The organism is Paenibacillus periandrae (genome assembly GCF_022458865.1).
Classification (GTDB): domain Bacteria; phylum Bacillota; class Bacilli; order Paenibacillales; family NBRC-103111; genus Paenibacillus_S; species Paenibacillus_S periandrae.
Window position 1 is genome coordinate 168277 of the sequence record NZ_JAJNMU010000023.1, and the last position, 17983, is coordinate 186259.

Annotated in this window: 13 protein-coding genes and 2 pseudogenes; 3 read left to right on the top strand and 12 right to left on the bottom strand. The window is 50.3% G+C overall.

The window, feature by feature from the left end; genetic code table 11:
- Nucleotides 1–17: 17 nt before the first annotated feature.
- From LRL21_RS33135 to LRL21_RS33195, 12 genes are all read right to left on the bottom strand, one after another.
- On the bottom strand, nt 18–1643 hold the full coding sequence (locus tag LRL21_RS33135) for a response regulator transcription factor (RefSeq protein ID WP_240420076.1): 1626 nt from the start codon (nt 1641–1643) through the stop codon (nt 18–20).
- Entirely contained in the window at nt 1630–3393 is a 1764-nt protein-coding gene (locus LRL21_RS33140; RefSeq protein WP_240420077.1) for a sensor histidine kinase, read from the bottom strand. The genes LRL21_RS33135 and LRL21_RS33140 overlap by 14 nt, the downstream gene beginning before the upstream one ends.
- A 214-nt stretch (nt 3394–3607) precedes the next feature.
- The gene (locus tag LRL21_RS33145; RefSeq protein WP_240420078.1) at nt 3608–4984 is read right to left on the bottom strand and encodes an FAD-dependent oxidoreductase; all 1377 of its coding nucleotides are present in this window, start codon (nt 4982–4984) and stop codon (nt 3608–3610) included.
- A gap of 65 nt (nt 4985–5049) precedes the next feature.
- The gene (locus LRL21_RS33150; RefSeq protein ID WP_240420079.1) at nt 5050–6063 is read right to left on the bottom strand and encodes a glycoside hydrolase family 130 protein; all 1014 of its coding nucleotides are present in this window, start codon (nt 6061–6063) and stop codon (nt 5050–5052) included.
- Between the two features lie 12 nt (nt 6064–6075).
- Entirely contained in the window at nt 6076–6879 is an 804-nt protein-coding gene (locus tag LRL21_RS33155; RefSeq protein WP_420832521.1) for a carbohydrate ABC transporter permease, read from the bottom strand.
- 94 nt (nt 6880–6973) lie between these two features.
- Entirely contained in the window at nt 6974–7870 is an 897-nt protein-coding gene (locus tag LRL21_RS33160; RefSeq protein WP_240420081.1) for a carbohydrate ABC transporter permease, read from the bottom strand.
- A 108-nt stretch (nt 7871–7978) separates the two neighbouring features.
- Entirely contained in the window at nt 7979–9352 is a 1374-nt protein-coding gene (locus LRL21_RS33165) for an ABC transporter substrate-binding protein (protein WP_240420082.1), read from the bottom strand.
- Between the two features lie 165 nt (nt 9353–9517).
- The gene (locus LRL21_RS33170) at nt 9518–12148 is read right to left on the bottom strand and encodes a 3-keto-alpha-glucoside-1,2-lyase-like domain-containing protein (protein WP_240420083.1); all 2631 of its coding nucleotides are present in this window, start codon (nt 12146–12148) and stop codon (nt 9518–9520) included.
- Nucleotides 12149–12173: 25 nt separating this feature from the next.
- Nucleotides 12174–12431 (bottom strand): hypothetical protein, encoded by a 258-nt coding sequence (locus LRL21_RS33175; protein WP_240420084.1) that lies wholly within the window; start codon nt 12429–12431, stop codon nt 12174–12176.
- 489 nt (nt 12432–12920) lie between these two features.
- Nucleotides 12921–13667, bottom strand: a complete 747-nt coding sequence (gene map / locus LRL21_RS33180; RefSeq protein WP_240420085.1) for a type I methionyl aminopeptidase — start codon at nt 13665–13667, stop codon at nt 12921–12923.
- Between the two features lies 1 nt (nt 13668).
- The gene (locus LRL21_RS33185) at nt 13669–14271 is read right to left on the bottom strand and encodes a TetR/AcrR family transcriptional regulator (RefSeq protein ID WP_240420086.1); all 603 of its coding nucleotides are present in this window, start codon (nt 14269–14271) and stop codon (nt 13669–13671) included.
- Between the two features lie 619 nt (nt 14272–14890).
- Entirely contained in the window at nt 14891–16291 is a 1401-nt protein-coding gene (locus LRL21_RS33195) for a sulfatase family protein (RefSeq protein WP_240420087.1), read from the bottom strand.
- A gap of 445 nt (nt 16292–16736) precedes the next feature.
- Here LRL21_RS33195 and LRL21_RS33200 point away from each other — a divergent pair, with 445 nt between their 5' ends.
- The 3 genes and pseudogenes from LRL21_RS33200 to LRL21_RS46975 form a co-directional block, all read left to right on the top strand.
- Nucleotides 16737–17390, top strand: a complete 654-nt coding sequence (locus tag LRL21_RS33200) for a MarR family winged helix-turn-helix transcriptional regulator (RefSeq protein ID WP_240420088.1) — start codon at nt 16737–16739, stop codon at nt 17388–17390.
- Nucleotides 17391–17534: 144 nt separating this feature from the next.
- Nucleotides 17535–17858 (top strand): annotated as a pseudogene (locus LRL21_RS33205) (MATE family efflux transporter); the annotation flags it as partial.
- A pseudogene (locus tag LRL21_RS46975) lies at nt 17857–17983 on the top strand (ISL3 family transposase); the annotation flags it as partial. The pseudogenes LRL21_RS33205 and LRL21_RS46975, both read left to right, overlap by 2 nt.

Below are 17983 nucleotides of genomic sequence, written 5' to 3' on the forward strand. Positions count from 1 at the left end.
TTATAGCACAGGCAAGGCTAGCCTCTCGGCGTTTCCGGATGATAGCTTGCGCGAAACTCGGATGGTGTCATGCCTGTCGTTCGCTTAAACATTTCGCTGAAATACCGTCGCTCCTCATAACCGACGATGGCGGCGACCTCCTGAACAGGTACACCTGCGATTAGCAGCGACTTCGCTTTTTGTATACGCTCGGCCGTTATATACTGGATCAGCGTCATGCCCATGACTTTCTTGAAGAGGCTCGAAAAATAACTGACGCTCAAATGCACGTGGGCGGCGCATTCGCCTACGGTCACATCTCGCTCCAAACGCTGCTTGACATATTCAAGTGATTTGTAGATGACCAGCTGTACCTCAGACAGCGTGTTTTTCCGAACGAGCTCCCCGCCATCCCGGCATAACGCCGCAAGCTGCTGCTCGAGTACGGTCAGGGCGACGCCTGAGCCGCTTGTTTTCGCTTTGTACGATTGAACGAGCGGCTGCAGCTCATCCGGCGATACAAGCTCGTATAAGGTCCGGATGATTGAAGCGGCCAGCTCCTCATAATGACTGAGCAAGTACTCCGGGTTCGGCCGCGGACTTGGCCGCTGCAGTGCCGCCGATAGCTGAAGCAGCAGGGCAGCCGCACGCTCGCCGCTGCCCGAACGAAGCGCAAGCAGCACCTCCTCCTTGCCCTCTAGCGACATGGACGCCTGCTTGTTGGTCCTTGGAATCTCATCGTAGCTGATCGCTCCGTTGCCTCCGGTAAATAGGTGATAGGTCAAGGCTTGATCAGCCTGTTTATACGAATCCGGAAGCTCGGCGACCGACTCCGCCCTGCCACCGACACCGATGGAAACGGTGAATTTGGTGAAGCTTTCAATATTTTTGCAGCAGCGCTCTGCGATTTGAGTTGCGCTCATGTCCGCAGGGTCGTTCAAAACCGCAACAAATCGATCCGCCTCCAAACGAAACAACAGACCGTCAGCGTACTCACGGATCGTTTCCTCCGCGATATTTTGCAGCGAGAAGCGTATCAGCTCGACCTCGTGCATGGACAGTTTCGCTGCATGCTCCTGGAACATGTCGATTTCCAGCAGCAATACGATCAGCCCCTGCGGCTGCAGCCCCAGTTTCAGAAAATCCCAACGCTTCGAGGTATGGTCCCAGGACGTTCGGTGCTGCACAAGCAGCCTCAAGTACTCCTGCCTAAGCAGGGGCATGCTTTCGCGCAGCTTGAGTTCCATCCCTCTGACGTTCAACAGCACCTCCCGTTCCTGCAAAATGTGCGCCTTCGCCTTCCGTACCGCCTCCACAATGTCCTCCTCGGTGAATGGCTTTACCACATAATCAAAGGCTCCGAGCCGAACGGCTTCCTTCGCATAATCAAAATCGGTATAGCTGCTGATGAGAATGACTTTGCAGGCGAGATTCGCTTCGAGCAGTTCCCGAAGCATTGTCAAACCGTCCATTCTAGGCATCCGGATATCCGTAATGACGATGTCGGGCTTCTCGCGCAGGATCAGCTCAAGCCCGTCCTCCCCATTCGACGAGGTGCCTGCAACGGTCACCCCCTCGCCTACCCAATCGATCATCGTCAGTCCGTTGACCACGCTTTTGATGTCGTCGATGATGCACAGACTGACCTCTTCATGACCTAACATGCTGCATCTCTCCTTTCAACGGTAACGTAATCGTCGCCGTCACTCCCTGGCCCGGCGGACTATCCAGCCGCAGTTCGGCCTGATCGCCATAATACAACTGCAGCCGATTGATCAGATTGCCGAGCGCGTACCCGCCCTCGTTCGCCCGCTCCCTTTTGGACGAGGCTCCTGTTCCGTCCAGGCCCATTCCATTATCACGGACGCGAATCATGCAGTGCTCCCCATCCGGCGTTCGGTCCACACGAATGACGATTTCCCCCCCGCTGTCCATCTGATCAAAGCCGTGCAAGATGCTGTTTTCCACCAGCGGCTGCAGTATAATACGAGGAACGGGGAGTGCAAGCAGCTCTTGCTCTCTTACTTCGATTTCGAAGGTAAATAAATTTTCATAGCAAAACGTTTGCAGCTCCAAATATTGGCGTACATGCTGCAGCTCTTTATCGAGCGTCGTTGCCTCCTGCCCTTTATTCAAGCCGAGCTGGAACAGCCGTGACAAAGCAACGACCATTTTCTGCGAGGGCTCCACCTGCTTGAGCTTCAGCTTCCAGTAGATCGTATTGAGCGTGTTGTACAAAAAATGCGGATCCATCTGGGCGGAAAGCGCCTTGATCTCAGTCGTCCGCTTGGTCGTCTCCGCTTCCTTGACCTCCTCAATCAGCCTGACGATCTGCTCCAGCATGCGGTTAAATCGTAAGCCGATCTGGGCCAGCTCGTCTTCGCTTTTACTTTCAAAGCGGGCCGTCAGGTCGTTAAGCTCGACCCGCTTCATCACCTGCTGCAGTCCTCTCAGAGGTAAGAGCAAGTAGCCCGTAAACGCCCCGGACACGAGCAAGGCCAGTAAAAAGCAACCAGCGGTAATCGCGGCGATCATCCATTTGACATAGATGAGATCCTTCAATACGTAATCCTTGGATTGAATGGCAACCACAGTCCAGTCATTCAGGTGCAGGCGCGCGTAGTTGAACAAATAGTGTTTGCCGTTCAGCTTATCGGGTGCATAGCCAAGCTGACCTTCGTTCAGGAGTGATGCAATAACCCCACTGTTTACCGCCTCCTGAATGAGCGTGCCCGTCTCCAGAACGACAGGCCGCCCCTGACCGTTCAGCAGAAATCGCGCGGCACCGCCCTCGGTCCCCGTGCCGAGCAATTGGCGAAGCCCTTCCTCGCGGATGTTAACGACGACGTACACATCCTTCACCGGGTCCTCGGAAATCGGCTGCAATATGAGCGAAACGACCCGGTTGCTGCCCAAAAACAGCGTGTCTTCATGACCTTCGATCCACACGTTGCGTTTCTCCCGAACGATCTGCTCGTAAAGTGGGGTCTTCTCAAATACCGTCTGCCGGTTGCGATTCATCGATAGCGGGTAAAATTCGCCGATCGGCGTTGAAACATAGATCGAATGAATGAGAGGCTCGGCCATCCGAGCTTGGGAGAATACATTGTCCATCTCGGTCAAGCGGGTAAAATAGCGGGCCGCATCCCCCGCATTCACGTCCTTGAGCATCGCTCGAAAGGGCTGGCTAATCATAAACGTCATCATGACCAGCATCAGCTTGCCCAGCTTCTCGTCCACAATTCGCGCCGATTGGGCAACCGAGTCCTGTGTCAGCTTCATCGCACTGTTCTCCAGGATAACGGAGGTGATGGAATAGGAGAGCCCGCCTGTCGTCAAAACCGCGAGAATGGTGACAATCAGAAAGGCAAGTCTCAGCTTGTTGCGGAACGATAGTTTGCTTCGGTCGAGCATCAACGAATCCCCCGTTCTTCGGGCTTCGCCCGGTGGCTCTATACGTTGATTATGTCATGGTACATTCGCTTACACAATACGAGCCAAAACTGCGCATATAATGAACATGCCGGCGGCGGACTATGTGCTAAACTGTGGCGAAAAGGGTGCAGCGCTATTACCGGCGCCGCACCCTGAGTATGCTACAACTTTGATCACTGGAGTTCTCGATCCTTCAGCCCACACTCTCATGTTCATCCGCGCCGACAGTAAGGTCTTCGCCAAGCCAAGCCCCTTGCTCCAGAAGCCTTTGCTGCAGATCAGGCACCGAAACGCCGCGCGAGCCTGTGCCACATAGCAAAGCCATCGCCGCCGCCGTACCGGACGCCTGCCCCATGGCGAAGCAGTTCGGCATCACACGAAGCGAGCCTTGAACGGCCCGGTCGGACGAAGCCGCACGTCCTGGCACCCATAGATTATCGATGCCTTCGGGAAGCAGCACCCGGTAAGGCACGCCGTGCGACTGCCCAGGAGACAGGTGAGTAAACGTCATGCTACCCCTACTGTTGGCCAGATGAATGTCGATATAGTAAGCATTGCGTGCAATGTCATCCGGGAAGGAGCGAGCCTCCATGAAATCGTCCGCCGTCAGGAGGTAATCGCCCCGAATACGCCTGGTTTCGCGAATGCCGATCTGCTCACCGCTAGCGATCAAATGCGCGTGCTCGAAGCCGGGCACATACTGGCGGAAAAACTGCGTCTGACGCTCCGCCAACCGCCGCCCTTCGATCGCGCCGCGGGTCAAATCCTCGGCCTTCGTGCCGTCAATGCCGAACACGTGCCCGAAGTTGACGCCGACCAAATAATCGTTAACCCACGCGAGCCCCGAGATCGATTTGCGTCCCTCCGGCAAAGCGCCCTCCGCGATGGCTTGTTCCACGGTCTTGTGCAGCTGACCAGTGTCGCCCGTATCCTCGAGAAAGCGCAAGAAGCGCTGGCGATCCACATTGACCAGCATGTAGCACATACTTCCCGGCTGCAGCTCTCCTTGCTCCCCGCCCTTTTGGAAGGGAACCCCAGCAAGCGCGGCAATATCGGCGTCGCCTGTCGCATCAATTACATACCGGCAGCGTACGAAAGAGCGGCCTGTCTTGTTGACAATTAAAATGCCTTCGATCGTTCTCCGGTCCTCGGAGAGTACTACGTCATAAACGAACGTATGGAAAAGCAGCGAAACACTGTTTTCAAGCGCAGCGTCATCATAGACCCGCTTCAGCACCTCGGGATCGATAGGTACCCAATCCAGCGTATGCTCGTACTCTTTGCGGTACTCCGCATTGCAGGCCGTCTTCATCCGCTCCATCAGCTCGAGACCGACTCCTCGAATGATCGGCTTCTGCTTATCCGTAAACGGGCAAAACGCCGGCACAAGCGCCACCGTTCCCATACCTCCCAGAAATCCCCGCTGCTCGATGAGCAGCGTTTTCGCACCGTTCTTAGCCGCGCTGATGGCTGCGGCGATCCCAGCCGCACCTCCACCAACCACCACGACATCGGCCTCATAAGACACCGGCACATTTTGCTTCGGAAGTTGTATCACACCGTAGCTCATTGACTTCCTCCTTTATGCTTCCCATTACACAGTAGCCGCTCACTCTCCGAAAAAAAACTGCAGCCCTAACGCCCTTCCAAACACAGCTGCACCAAATCGTCTACATGCGCCGTCGCCAGACATTCTACCGTATCCGCCGCACCGTAATACACTTTAACCTCACCCGAGTCCTCCAAGATCATGCCGCCTGGAAAAATAACGTTGTTGCGGAAGCCGCCCGACGTCTCATAAAACGCTTCAGGCGCAAGCAGAGGCGATTTCGCCATGCCGACGATCCGGCTCGGATCCTCCAGATCAAGCAGCATGATCCCGGCGGTATAGCGCTTCTTCCAGCTCGTCTCCCAGCCGTTTTTGCCGCGCGAAGGATCCAGGTCGACCGCATGAAATGACGTCAGCCAACCCTTCTCCGTCTTCAACGGCGGCGCGCCCGGACCGACCTTGTCGTTGGCAAAAGGCACTTGCTCCACCCCAAGCACAAGTTTGGAGCCGCCCCAATACGCCAGATCCGGCGAATCACTCAGCCACATATCGAAGCGGTCGATCCCACCGCGGCTGTACACCGGGAATGGGCGCTCAAGACGCACGTACTTGCCGCCGATCCGCTCCGGAAACAGCACCATGTTGCGGTTGTCTGGCACCGATAAGCTCAACACCTCGAAGCTGTTAAAATCCTCCGTGACGGCGATGCCGCCCCGCAATCCGTGCTTCGTATCGACGGCAAAGCACATGTAGCAGCGCCCCTCGATAACGGTCAGTCTCGGATCATAGACACGAATGACCTCTTCGTCATTCCAGCTCCAGCATGGAGCGTTTTGTACTTGCCAGCTAACCCCGTCGTCGCTGTATGCAAGCCCGAGATTCGTCGTATTGTGCGGCTCGATGGTCTCCTTAGCGGCGTTGCCGTAGTCGTTGCGGAATACCATTACGTATTTGCCCTCATACTTGGTCACTCCGGCATTAAATACCATCGCCGGACCGTACGCTACATCCTTCGGCGCCACCAGCGGATTGGCCGGATGTCTCCGGATCACGGGGCTCGACTGCAGCTGCCCGATCGTTTGAAATGTATCAATAGTCATAAGTACCTCTCCTTAACCCTTAATTGAGCCGGCTGTCACCTGCATGAACGATTTGTTTGCCAAAATATAAACCAGCAGCATCGGCAAAATCGACAAGCAGGCACCGGCCATCATCAAATGAACCTGCATAGCGGCGGACGAGCCATAACGAAGATTCGCAAGCCCGACGGTCAGCGTCTGCAGCTTCGGATTCGTCATCGTAAATACGAGCGGCAAAATATATTCATTCCACGCATGCCGGAAGGCAAACAGTCCGGAAACCCCAAGTCCCGGCGTCAGCAGCGGAAGAATGATTGTAAAGAAGCTGCGGAAGAAGCTGCAGCCGTCCATCATAGCGGCTTCATCAAGCTCCCGCGGGATTGCTTTAAAGAATCCGAGCAAGATAAAGAACGTGCTCGCATGAGCGCTGATCAAAATCAGAATGACGCCCCACAGCGTTGTATTCAAATGCAGCTTGACCATTAGGTCGAACTGCGGACGAAGCACGACAGCCCCGACGGAGATGAACATCGTCGATGCCTGGACACCCACATACAGCGCCTTGCCCGGAAACGTTCTGCGGTCTACTACATATGCGGCCATCGCCGCCACGAGCAGTGTACCGACGGTCACCGCTGCGCTTAAAAACACGCTGTTCCACGTATATTGAGCGAATTTCGTTTGCTTCCAGGCCTCTGCGTAATTGGCAAACTGCCATACCTCAGGCAGCAGGCTGCCTCCGCTCATGAGCTCGACGTTACTTTTTAGCGAGCCGGCCAAGGTCATCAACACGGGAAACAGCGTCAGCAGCGCCGTGACAAACAGAAATACCCACATGATAACCCGACCAAGGGCCTTAACCAAGCGCAGGTACAGCGGATGCCCCGCTCGCGATATTGTCAATTCGTTCATGTTCGTACACCTCCTCGAGCTAGAACACCCTGCTCATTTTTCGACTGAAATAATAGTACACGACCGTAATCGCTCCGACGATGACCGCGGTTGCGAAGCCTACCGCACTGCCATAACCGATCTGTTGAACGGTGGGCGACCCTGTGGATACCGGGAAAAGCAGCTTGTAAAGATACAAATACATCACTTCCGTGCGGCCGATCGGACCACCCTCCGTCATGACCATAATGCTCTCATAGCCTTTTAGCGAAGCGATGATTGCGAGCATAATGATCATCTGCATTACCGGGCCGAGCATCGGAATCGTAATATACCGGAAGCGCTGCCCCGCATTGGCCCCGTCAATCGCCGCACTTTCGTACAGATCGTTCGGAATACTTTGCAGTCCCGCCAGGAACAGCAGCATATAGTTCCCGACCGCCCCCCACGCAGCAACGATAATGACCGTCAGCATCGCGTATTTCGGACCGAGCCATTCGATCGGCCGGGAAATAATCGAATACTGAAGCAGCAGCTGATTGACCATGCCGTTATAGGAGTTAAAAATAATATAGAACACGACGGAGATGACTGCTGTACTAATGACCGTCGGCATAAAATAGATCGCCCGCAGTAGTCCACGCCCACGCAGCTTACCGTTAAGAATGACCGCGAGCAGCAGCGAAAGCGGAATCGTGATGATCAGCTTGCCCGCAGCGTAAATGAACGTATTTTTGACCGATTCCCAAAACTGTACGTCGTTCGCAAGCCTGCGGAAGTTATCAAGCCCGACAAACAATTGTTCGCCATAGCCCGGGTAATCGTAGAACATGTAACGCAGCACCCAGAACAATGGGTATATGCCCAAGACGAGGGTCAGGATGACACTCGGAAAAAGAAAGATCGTGTTTTCACTCAGCCGTCTCCATGCGGACATACGTCCTTCTCCTCCTCCATAGTTTCTCTATAGCTATACTAAATGTCTGCTTCCACCCTGAAATGGGCGTATGCGGTCGGCAAAGAGCCTTCGCTGAACCCTCGCCGCTTATTTACCTTGCAGCTTGGCCGGATCAAAGCCCGGGTTCGGCACGACCTTTACGTCGCCCTTCTGGATTGCTTTATCCAAAGCAGTATTGTAGCGAGTATTCAAATCTCCAACGATCTTCGCCAAATCTCCGCCGGTCAGCATGTATTTGAAGAAGGCGTCCGCATAATTCATGCCTTCAGGCGTCACGTTAGGCGATACCGGCCAGAGCGAGTCCATCTTGCCGGCCAGAAAGCCTTCCATACCCGGAATTTGAGGCTTCTTCGCTTTTTCAGCGATGCTCGGCACGACCGCGATGCCAAAGCCCTTCTCGTGGTAGGTCGTCAATACATCGTCGCCATACATGAATTGCATAAATTTCCAGGCTGCGTCCTTGTTCTGAGAGTTGTTGCTCAGCCCGAGCCACGTGCCCGCCGAAACGATCTCAGATGTGCCGCCGCGCTTGCCGTCCAGCGTTGGCGCGAGCGCGCCCGCCCAGTTGATTTTTGTCGGGAACTGGTCCGTATACACCCCCGGCTCCGTCGAGAAGGACAAGTACATGCCAATCTTGCCTGCCGCGAACTGTGCCCGCATCGGATCGATGTCAAGCGTCTCCGCTCCAGGCAAAATGCTTCCGTCATCATACATTTGCTTGAAGGATTTGATAGCCTCTGCGTACGGAGCAAAGTCAAATTTGCCGGTTTTGATGTCAAAGCCGAGTCCCTGATGACCGCTAAGCGATAAAATTTCTCTTACAGAGCGGTCCATCGCGCTCTTCGGGTTTTTGAAGTTGAGCGCGAAGCCGTACACGCCGTCCTTTTTGCCCACCTCTGTAATTTTCTTAGCTGTGTCCACCATTTCCTGAAGCGATTGCGGCGGATTCTGGACACCTGCCTTTGCGAACAAATCCTTGTTATACACAAGCCGAAGTGTAAGTCCGGTATTCGGAAGTGAATACAGCTTGCTGTCGAAGCGGTTGACCCCGTCGATCAGTCCAGTTGAGAACTTCGATTTCAGAGAGTCGGTCAAATACGTGTCGATAGAAGCCAGGTATCCTTTTTTGAAGAAGGTTTCGGTATTGGCGCTTTTCAAACGAAGCACGTCCGGTGCCTGATTGCTGGAGAAGGCGATATCAACGTTCTGATTATAGTTCTCGGACATGACCGTTAATTCAACCTCGATATTATCCTTGTTTGAAGTGTTAAACTGATTGATCAGCTCCTTGATGTACTCCTGATCGTGACGGTCGTCCGTCCAATATTTGATGATCTTCTTCTGAGCCGGCTGCGGTGTCTGTCCGCCGCTTTCACCCGCATTCTTGTCTGGCTCGCCGCAGCCCGTCATGGCGACCGTCAATGCGACGCCAAGTCCGAGACCAACCATTTTTTTCATCATTTGCACTACCCCTTTTCAGCTTGTTTGTGTTGCCTATGGTTTTATTATAGACTGCTCAAAAGAAAAAGAGAGTGGGGTGAGTCCACTCTCTTGGGTAACAAAACGATAATGGCCCGCACCTGAAGTGCATTCTCTACTGTATCTCCCGCATCTGGGTCAGGCTTTTCAATTAGTAACTAAAACATCGTCAAAATGTACATTTGCAGACGTTGTCCTAAATCCTATTTTCCCTGCTGCTAATTCTGTAACAGGATTGGTCCAATCCGTTTTTAATACGCCATCAACAAAGCCTTTAATATTGTTCCCTTGCATGACAGCTTTAACGGTATACCACTGGTTCGGAGTAGCTGTGAAAGAGGTGCTCGATACGAGAGTCAGAGTTCCCCCTACACATTTGTAAAGCTCCAGCTTATTTGCCGATGAATTAATTCTATACATATAGTAATTGCTTGCATCCTGTACTCTAAATATAATTCCTGCGTTTGCGTCTGATATGGGGAGTTTCATTTTGGCTTCATATGCATAATCAGTCCATGAATTGCCGGCAGTAATGATGGATGCTGCTACAGCCTGCTGAGCCAAAACTTTAGTGCTATCCGTTACTACATTCCAGGTACCTGAAGCAGCTGTCCATCCCGTCATTGTTCCGTCTTCGAAATTGTCGCTGAATAGCAGGTTAGGAGTAACTAAAACATCGTCAAAATGTACATTTGCAGACGTTGTCCTAAATCCTATTTTCCCTGCTGCTAATTCTGTGACAGGATTTGTCCAATCCGTTTTTAATACGCCATCAACAAAGCCTTTAATATTATTCCCTTGTATGACAGCTTTAACGGTATACCACTGGTTCAGAGTAGCTGTGAAAGAGGTGCTCGATACAAGAGTCAGAGTTCCCCCTACACATTTGTAAAGCTCCAGCTTATTCGCCGATGAATTAATTCTATACATATAGTAATTGCTTGCATCCTGTACTCTAAATATAATTCCTGCGTTTGCATCTGATATGGGGAGTTTCATTTTGGCTTCATATGCATAATTAGCCCATGAATTGCCTGCAGTAATAATGGATGCTGCTGCAGCCTGCTGAGCCAAAACTTTAGTGCTATCCGTTACTACATTCCAGGTACCTGAAGCAGCCGTCCATCCCGTCATAGTTCCGTCTTCGAAATTGTCGCTGAATAGCGACAGCTTGGTATTGGAAAATTTGATACCGCTTACATTGCTATTAACGTTAACTTTCAAGTCACTCAGGTTAGTTGCGAGCTTGCCTTTCACATACACATCTGAGAACGTGACACCGTTAACCATTCCGCCTTTGGTGGCATTCCCGGAAATTCTGGATTGCTCAGATCCCAGCTCGCGAACATTAATATTCTTTAATATAACATTGTTTACATTGCCGGAAGTACTGGTAGAAACTCCAAGCCAATAGTTCCCGAATTGATTGATACCGACTCGTTCGATGTCGATATTCTCAAACGTAATATTTTGAGCGTAACCTTCCTCCGGAAGCGTATTATACTGATAACCATGATCAATCAGCAATGCCCGGGCGCTTTGATACACATACGAATTTCGGATGGTCACTCCGATCTGCGGCTGGGCTACCCCCATGCCAATCTTGAAAGCCGCGCATCTTGTCCATGCAAAAGCGTCATCGAAGACCACATTTTCCAAATGTTCAAGCGCTCCCGGCCACCCTTTGGACATCCCCGTTTGCAGCCAGGTTTTGGTAGAGTACGTGTCATCATCCGATATGGCAATCGCATGTTTAACAAGCACGTTCTGACTCTCGTTTATATCGATAACATCATTCTCGATTTTGTATAAATCCTGGAATCCCTTGAGATTTTTTATGGTAACATTGTCGGAACGCACAACCATGAACGACCAGAAGCCGGCATCCCGCAATATTAAACCATCAAAATTAAAATTTGTGGTTGCGAGCGGGACCAACAGGTTATTTATTAATCCTTCATTTTTATTCGGTGCCGGCATCTTTCGCTCTCGCATCGCTATGCCTTTGCCATCAATGGTTCCCCGTCCCCGTATGGTGATATTGCTGGAGTCTACGGCAGTACGAATAAAATACGTTCCATCCGCATTTCGAGAATCCTTCCGAAAATCTATCACGTAGTCTTCGCCCTTGCCTGTGCCGACAATGACGGCGCCTCCGGCCAGGTAAAAGGTCACATTGCTTTTTAACGTCAGGTTCCCACTCTTATACACACCGGCCGGAACAAATACAATGCCACCCCCGGCCCCGTTTGCATCATCAATGGCCTTCTGAATAGCTGTCGTTGCCATTGAAGTTCCCGTACTGTCTGCATTGTATGGTGAACTGGTCACATTATAGATTCCAGTTCCTGAAGATGCCGGAATATCAGTTTCTAAAGGATCTGCTGCTATTACCATCTTTTTCAGATCATTGATTTTTACAATGACATACGTTGAAGATGAAAGACTAAAAGTCAACTTATTTCCACTGACTGTACCCACGATGTTTTTGGCCATAGGACTGATGGAATAAGATGTAATATTCTCGCTTGCAGTAACTTCGATACTAACTGTTCCAGAAAAAGAAAATTCAGCGTAATCATAATCTGGCAGGTAGCTTATTACAGGAACACTGGCATTATCAGCTTTTAATGAAAAAACACTAGATGCAGTATAAATTGAAGGCATAGGGTAGTTTTGAATCGTAGCGGCTGCATGAGATGTCTGAGGTAAAAACCCTGTGATTGAGATCATTAAGGTAAGCAATAATAAAAGACTAAATACTTTTCTTTTAAGCATAAATACCTCCTGAAAATATAAATTTTCACACTATGCATAGCAGAACGGTATACGCTATGCCGATGTACATGGAATAAATACTTATTCCGCGCCGTGTAGTGGCAGAACTGTAACCCGGCTTAATCGTAAGCATACCAACTTTTTGACGATCGAGTAGCCCCTCCATCTTCCTCCTTTTGTCCAATATTTGATGACTGACTTCTTCCGCGCCGAGTCGCCTCTTTTTCTTCGCCTCACCTCCACTGCAGGCGGTCATGCCAATGGCCTGAGTAGCCCAATCCAATGGTAACCGCTTTCATTTTTAACTCATTTTGAGTTATTTATATACTTATTATAATTCCTGTATAAAATGGAAGGAGTGAGGTAAGCCCACGATCTAGGGATACAATTGTACTGTCCTCATGTATGCGATGGATCTAAAATAGTCGTAAACATGAAGTAAACCCGGACTAATATCCGGGCCGGGTTTTCACATTTAACACACAGGAAAATTGCAACAAAAATTACTCTTCTGAATCTTATAATTTCATCTATGGAAAAATCGCCGCAGTTTTATTATATGTCGTTTCGCTATAGCATCCATACGCAGGAAATCACAAGCGTGTTGGCTCTTTTTTGGCTCAGCTCGTCGCCCTCGCGATTTCTGCACGCTGCTCTTTCAGCTTATGTTAAAATTAGACTTGCAGATAACCGACTCCATAATCTGAGTGGCTACGCTGCAGCTACGGTCCCCCACCTGAAAAATTGTTGTTTTGCTTTTGTTGGGTTTTTATTACTGTGCAGTCAAGATGACAGGCCCCGCTTTCGTAATGGCAATTGTATGTTCATACTGAGCAGACAGCTTCCCGTCAGCGGTTCGCGCAGTCCAACCGTCATCGTCGATCGTCATGCGATATGTTCCCGTGTTCAACATCGGCTCAATGGTAAAAACCATTCCTTCCTTAAGGCGGAATCCTTTGCCCGGCGATCCGACGTGTGGAAAATTAGGCTCCTCATGCATGCTTCTACCCACTCCATGGGCAAGCAAATCGCGGACGACGCCAAAACCGTTGTGTTCCGCATGTTGTTGAATCGCATGGACGACATCGCCGATCCGGCTGCCAACCGTTGCCCGTTCGATACCGATATACATGCACTCTTTTGCGACCCGCATCAATTTCTCGGCTTCCTCCGTCACGGAGCCGACCGCATAGCTCCATGCGGAATCGCCAACCCAACCGTTCAGCTCCGCAACGATATCGACGGTGACGATGTCTCCCTGACGTAGCGGCTTGCTGTTTGGGAACCCGTGCGCGATCACATCGTTCACGGAAGTGCACGTTGCATACCGGTAGCCATTGTAGCCCAAAGTGGGCGCCCTTCCCCCGGCTTTCACGATGAGCCGCTCTACTTCGTCGTTAATCTCCTGCGTCGTAATGCCCGGACAAATCATTTCGGCCACTCTTTTGTGGCATGACGCCACGAATTGCCCGGCTATTTTCATCTCTTCGATTTCCGCAGCCGATTTCAAAGTCACCATATTATCGGCTCCCTCCCGGTAAAATTCCCGTAAGCAAAGTCTCCGCAGCCTCGTTGCCATCCATCTCTTCATGCTGATGATAAATATGCAAGCCAGCATAGCCGACCAGCGAGCCAATCAGCATGTTGGCCGCCTTTTCGGGGCTTCGCCCGCCAGTGCATCCCCGCAAAATCTCCGCCAACGGTAAATACAGCTCTTCGTGGAACCGCTTGGACAGCTCCCTATAGCGGCCGCCGGGCAGCTGGTGGAAATTTTCAGTCGACATTTTGTACAGGATGAACACCGATAGATCCTCCGACCATTGGCGAAGCATGAGCACGATATAATGCCGCAGCCGTTCAGGCCATGGTCCTCCGCCGACCAAGGCGGTTTCCGTGACCGATTTCGCCTGTTCGAAAGCGCACCACAGTAAATCGTCAAACAATTCGTATTTATTTTTGTAATAATGATAAACCGTTCCGTAACCGAGTGCGGCTTGGGCCGCGACATCGCGCATCTCCATAGTTATGCCTTTATCGATATACACCAGTGCAGCTGCCCGCAGAATTTGCTGGATCCGGATCGCACGAATCTCTTCGTTCTGCTCCTTCGTTCGGGGAGACATGATCGGAAAGCCCTCCTTTTTTTGACCTACTGAAATGTCAAAATAAGAATACAATAATTTTCCTTTTCAGTCAACCCGAATTTACTTCTAGAAGGTGACAATCCAGTTCACATTATCGTACGCAAATGGTTTCTGAAACAAGAGAACTGGTTTACTCACACCCAGCACTCCTATCTCGCCATATTACTACATAAACTGACACAAAAAACATGAATTCGCAATACTTTAACCTAATTGATTGGATAATATGTAGTACAATGTAATAAGTCAGATGTATTCAAAACCCACATATTTCAAGGAGGCCATATGAGTATTAATCTTTATAGCGAACTACGAAAATTTGATAATGAGGACTCGAAATTAAAATTGTTAATGAGAACTATTAAAGACTTATCAGAGGAAAAGAAAGATAGATCATTTTTAGAAAAATTAGTAAATAAAAAAGCGGAGATTCAATCCAAAATATGGAGGTAATTGTTCAGACAATTTGCGGTCACCCCCTTTCCCTCCAAACGGTGGGCCAGCTCATAGGTGAACAAAATGCTGGCTAGTTTCGACTGTGCGTACGCCTTTTCCGAAAATATCATTTACATGGGGTCTGGTAGGACTAAAATTCCCATCATCCAATCCCTCTGTCTATATGAAGTGAATCTTGCTTATAGCCCATTCTATCATACTGCCATTCCGGCGCTTGGTACCGTTTCAGCAATTCGTGAAGCTTAAAGGCATAGCGCTCTTCCAAAGCTTCATTCCGAATGACCGACTTCTGATCAGGATCATTTGCCAGATCATACAACAAATGATGGTCAGGCGCGTTATGGTGCCTACGCGATCTTTCCGGTCTACGATAAACCGGCATCCGGGTTTGTGGCAAAAATACTCCGAGCTCGGCCTTCTCATACTGTCCGGGCGTTTGGGGAGATATGACCGGAGTTGCCGTGTGATGGTATGCTATAGAATCCGGTATCGGTTGGCGTGTATACGTATAACGGCCGTCTGTCAGACTAATGTCTTTGGCGAAGTAGCCATAGAGAACAGCGTCATGGTGCGTCCCATCCTCTCCCAGCAGGTGCACTAACGATTTCCCCTGCACATGCTCGGATGGAATGGCTCCGTGTAGCTCCAACAAGGTAGGCATCAAATCGATGGTAGTGGTTAGCGATTGTACTCGTTTACCATTCATTGGTGAGCCAGGCTGATATACCATAAGTGGAATATGCGCAAGCTTCCGATAGTCGAACATGTAGTTTTTGGCCCAATACCCGTAATCTCCGAGCAAGTGCCCGTGATCCGTCGTTAAAATAACCGTGGTGTCCTTCCACAAATCAAGCTCGTCCATCTTATCAAGTAATTTTCCCAGCCATATGTCGGCCATCGTCAAAGTCCCCGCATAGCATTTGCGATCAACGGAAGAATAGCTAGGCCAATCGAAATGATACGGCCCGCTCCAATCATCGGCGTAAAGCTCACGATATTTGTGCGGACAAACGAACGGTTCGTGGGGGTCGAATACCTCCAAATGCATCAGCCAGTTATCTTGATCATGATTGTGCTGTAAAAAATCGATCGCCCGCATAAAGCATTGCGTGGTCGGATAATCCTCATCTCTCTCGAGGTTCATGCTGTGCCGGTTGACCCAATCCTGCCGACGGTTTTTCCCACGATATACAGGAATCTCAGGATCCTTCACGCGCGGCTGCCAAGGGTCGCTCTCCTGACCGCGCATAAACTCCCAGGTGTGAAAGGGTGTCTGGTAGCCTAAGCCCGACGCCTCAAAATAATGATAGTGATCTGTGATCATATGACAATAGGTTCCAGACTGCTTATTCAGCACCCGGGGATACACTTCGTCGAAGGGCTGCAGGGGACACCAGGAGGATTCCAGGAAATTGAGACGACCCGTCATCATATCCCTCCGGGCAGGCATGCACGGCAGACCAGCCATGGATGAGAAAATAACTGTTTTTCCCTGAGCCAGAGAAATTAAAATAGATTGGCGTGTTTCATTGCCAATAGCCACAGAAGAAACGGTGTTATATAGGTGTGCAGAATCAGAAGAACCAACATCGCGAGCAAGCTAAGTACTCTGATCCCCGTGAAGATGATTCTTCAATCATACGAGCCCGCAATGACCCTCCCAAGCGGGACGTCAAGAATAAGAACGAGATTAAAACCCAAGAGAACCGATGCGATAGTGCTGCCCTGTTTGCCAGGATGAGATATTTTGGCCGCAACGGTCAAGGCGACGAACATAAATCCCCTTATCGCCAAAATAATTCTTGCACCGTGATTGCAATAAGAATTGGAGTGCCGATGGCATACACTGCCACTACTCCTATAAGCTCCAGAAAAATACTTACGGTACCTGCAAAAAAACCTTGATAAATACAACAGGTACCGTTATAATAAATTCAACAGGTACAGTTAGAAGATATACCTGCAACGATTTAAGGAGGTATTTGGATATGAATACGGAACTATACGAAAAACTCTCAAGGCTGCAATGGTTATTGCACAAGCAGCAACTCAAAACTCACGCCACAGGTGGCCCGATGGCTGATACAAGTCGTGGGCAGGGCAGAATACTTGCTGTTCTTAAAATGAAAGACGGAATCAGCACAAAGGACTTATCATACTTGTTGGGTATCCGTGTCTCGTCTCTCAATGAACTGCTTGCGAAGCTTGAGAAAGGTGGCTTTATCACCCGTAACCCCTCTGAGGCTGATCGACGTGTTATGCTGATTCATCTGACAGAAAAGGGCCGAGAGGAAGAAGAGCTGGAACGTGACAGCGGCGGCGTCTTTTCCTGTCTTTCGACCGAGGAGCAACTAACCTTTGGAGAGTATCTAGATCGCATTATAGCTGCTCTGGAGGCTGAGCTTGGTTCGGATAATGAGCGGGATGAACTGTCCGACTGGATGGCAGCCGCAAGGACGCGAATGGGTGACGAACAGTTTGATCAGTTGATGGCTATGCGCCGCAATATGCATAATATGCGCGGTGGTTTCGGAGGTGGATTTCCGGGGTTTGGTTTGGATAGACGCAATACTTGGCATAACGATGTAGAAAATTCGCGTCCTCCCTTCCATGAAAATCAACACGATGAGGATGATAAGTAAAGATATAAGCTGAACTTAAGAATGGTGGCAAGCTGACTGATGAAGTCCTTACGAGCCAAGGACTTCACCAAGACAGCACAAATAACGTTGTTAGAATTCTAATTATTTTGAAGACTACAGTAAATGAAGAAAGTGGTGACCCATATGGATGCAGAAAACCTCCATTACTTTGAAAAAGCACCGGTCGCGAAAGCCGTGGCTCACTTCGCTGTACCGATGATGCTGGGCACATCAATGAGTGTCGTATATTCCATTTTAAATGCCTATTTCCTTGGTACACTGGGCGATACTGCCATGTTAACCGCACTCGCACTAACCTTGCCGTTATTCGCGGCCATTATGGCGCTCGGCAACTTGATTGGCATCGGTAGCGGTGCGTTCATCTCCCGTTTGCTCGGAGAGAAAAAATATGATGATGTTAAGCACGTGTCTTCATTCGCCTTTTACACCAGTTTAGTTCTCGGTCTTTCATGTTCACGGTTACGTCATTGAGGCTGTTCAAGATGTTCGTAAAGCGGTTCAGAGTACGCTGGCTCCGCGGGCGAAAGCCCTGCTCAAAGCGCATCACCGCTTGCTTAATCCTCCAGTCGACT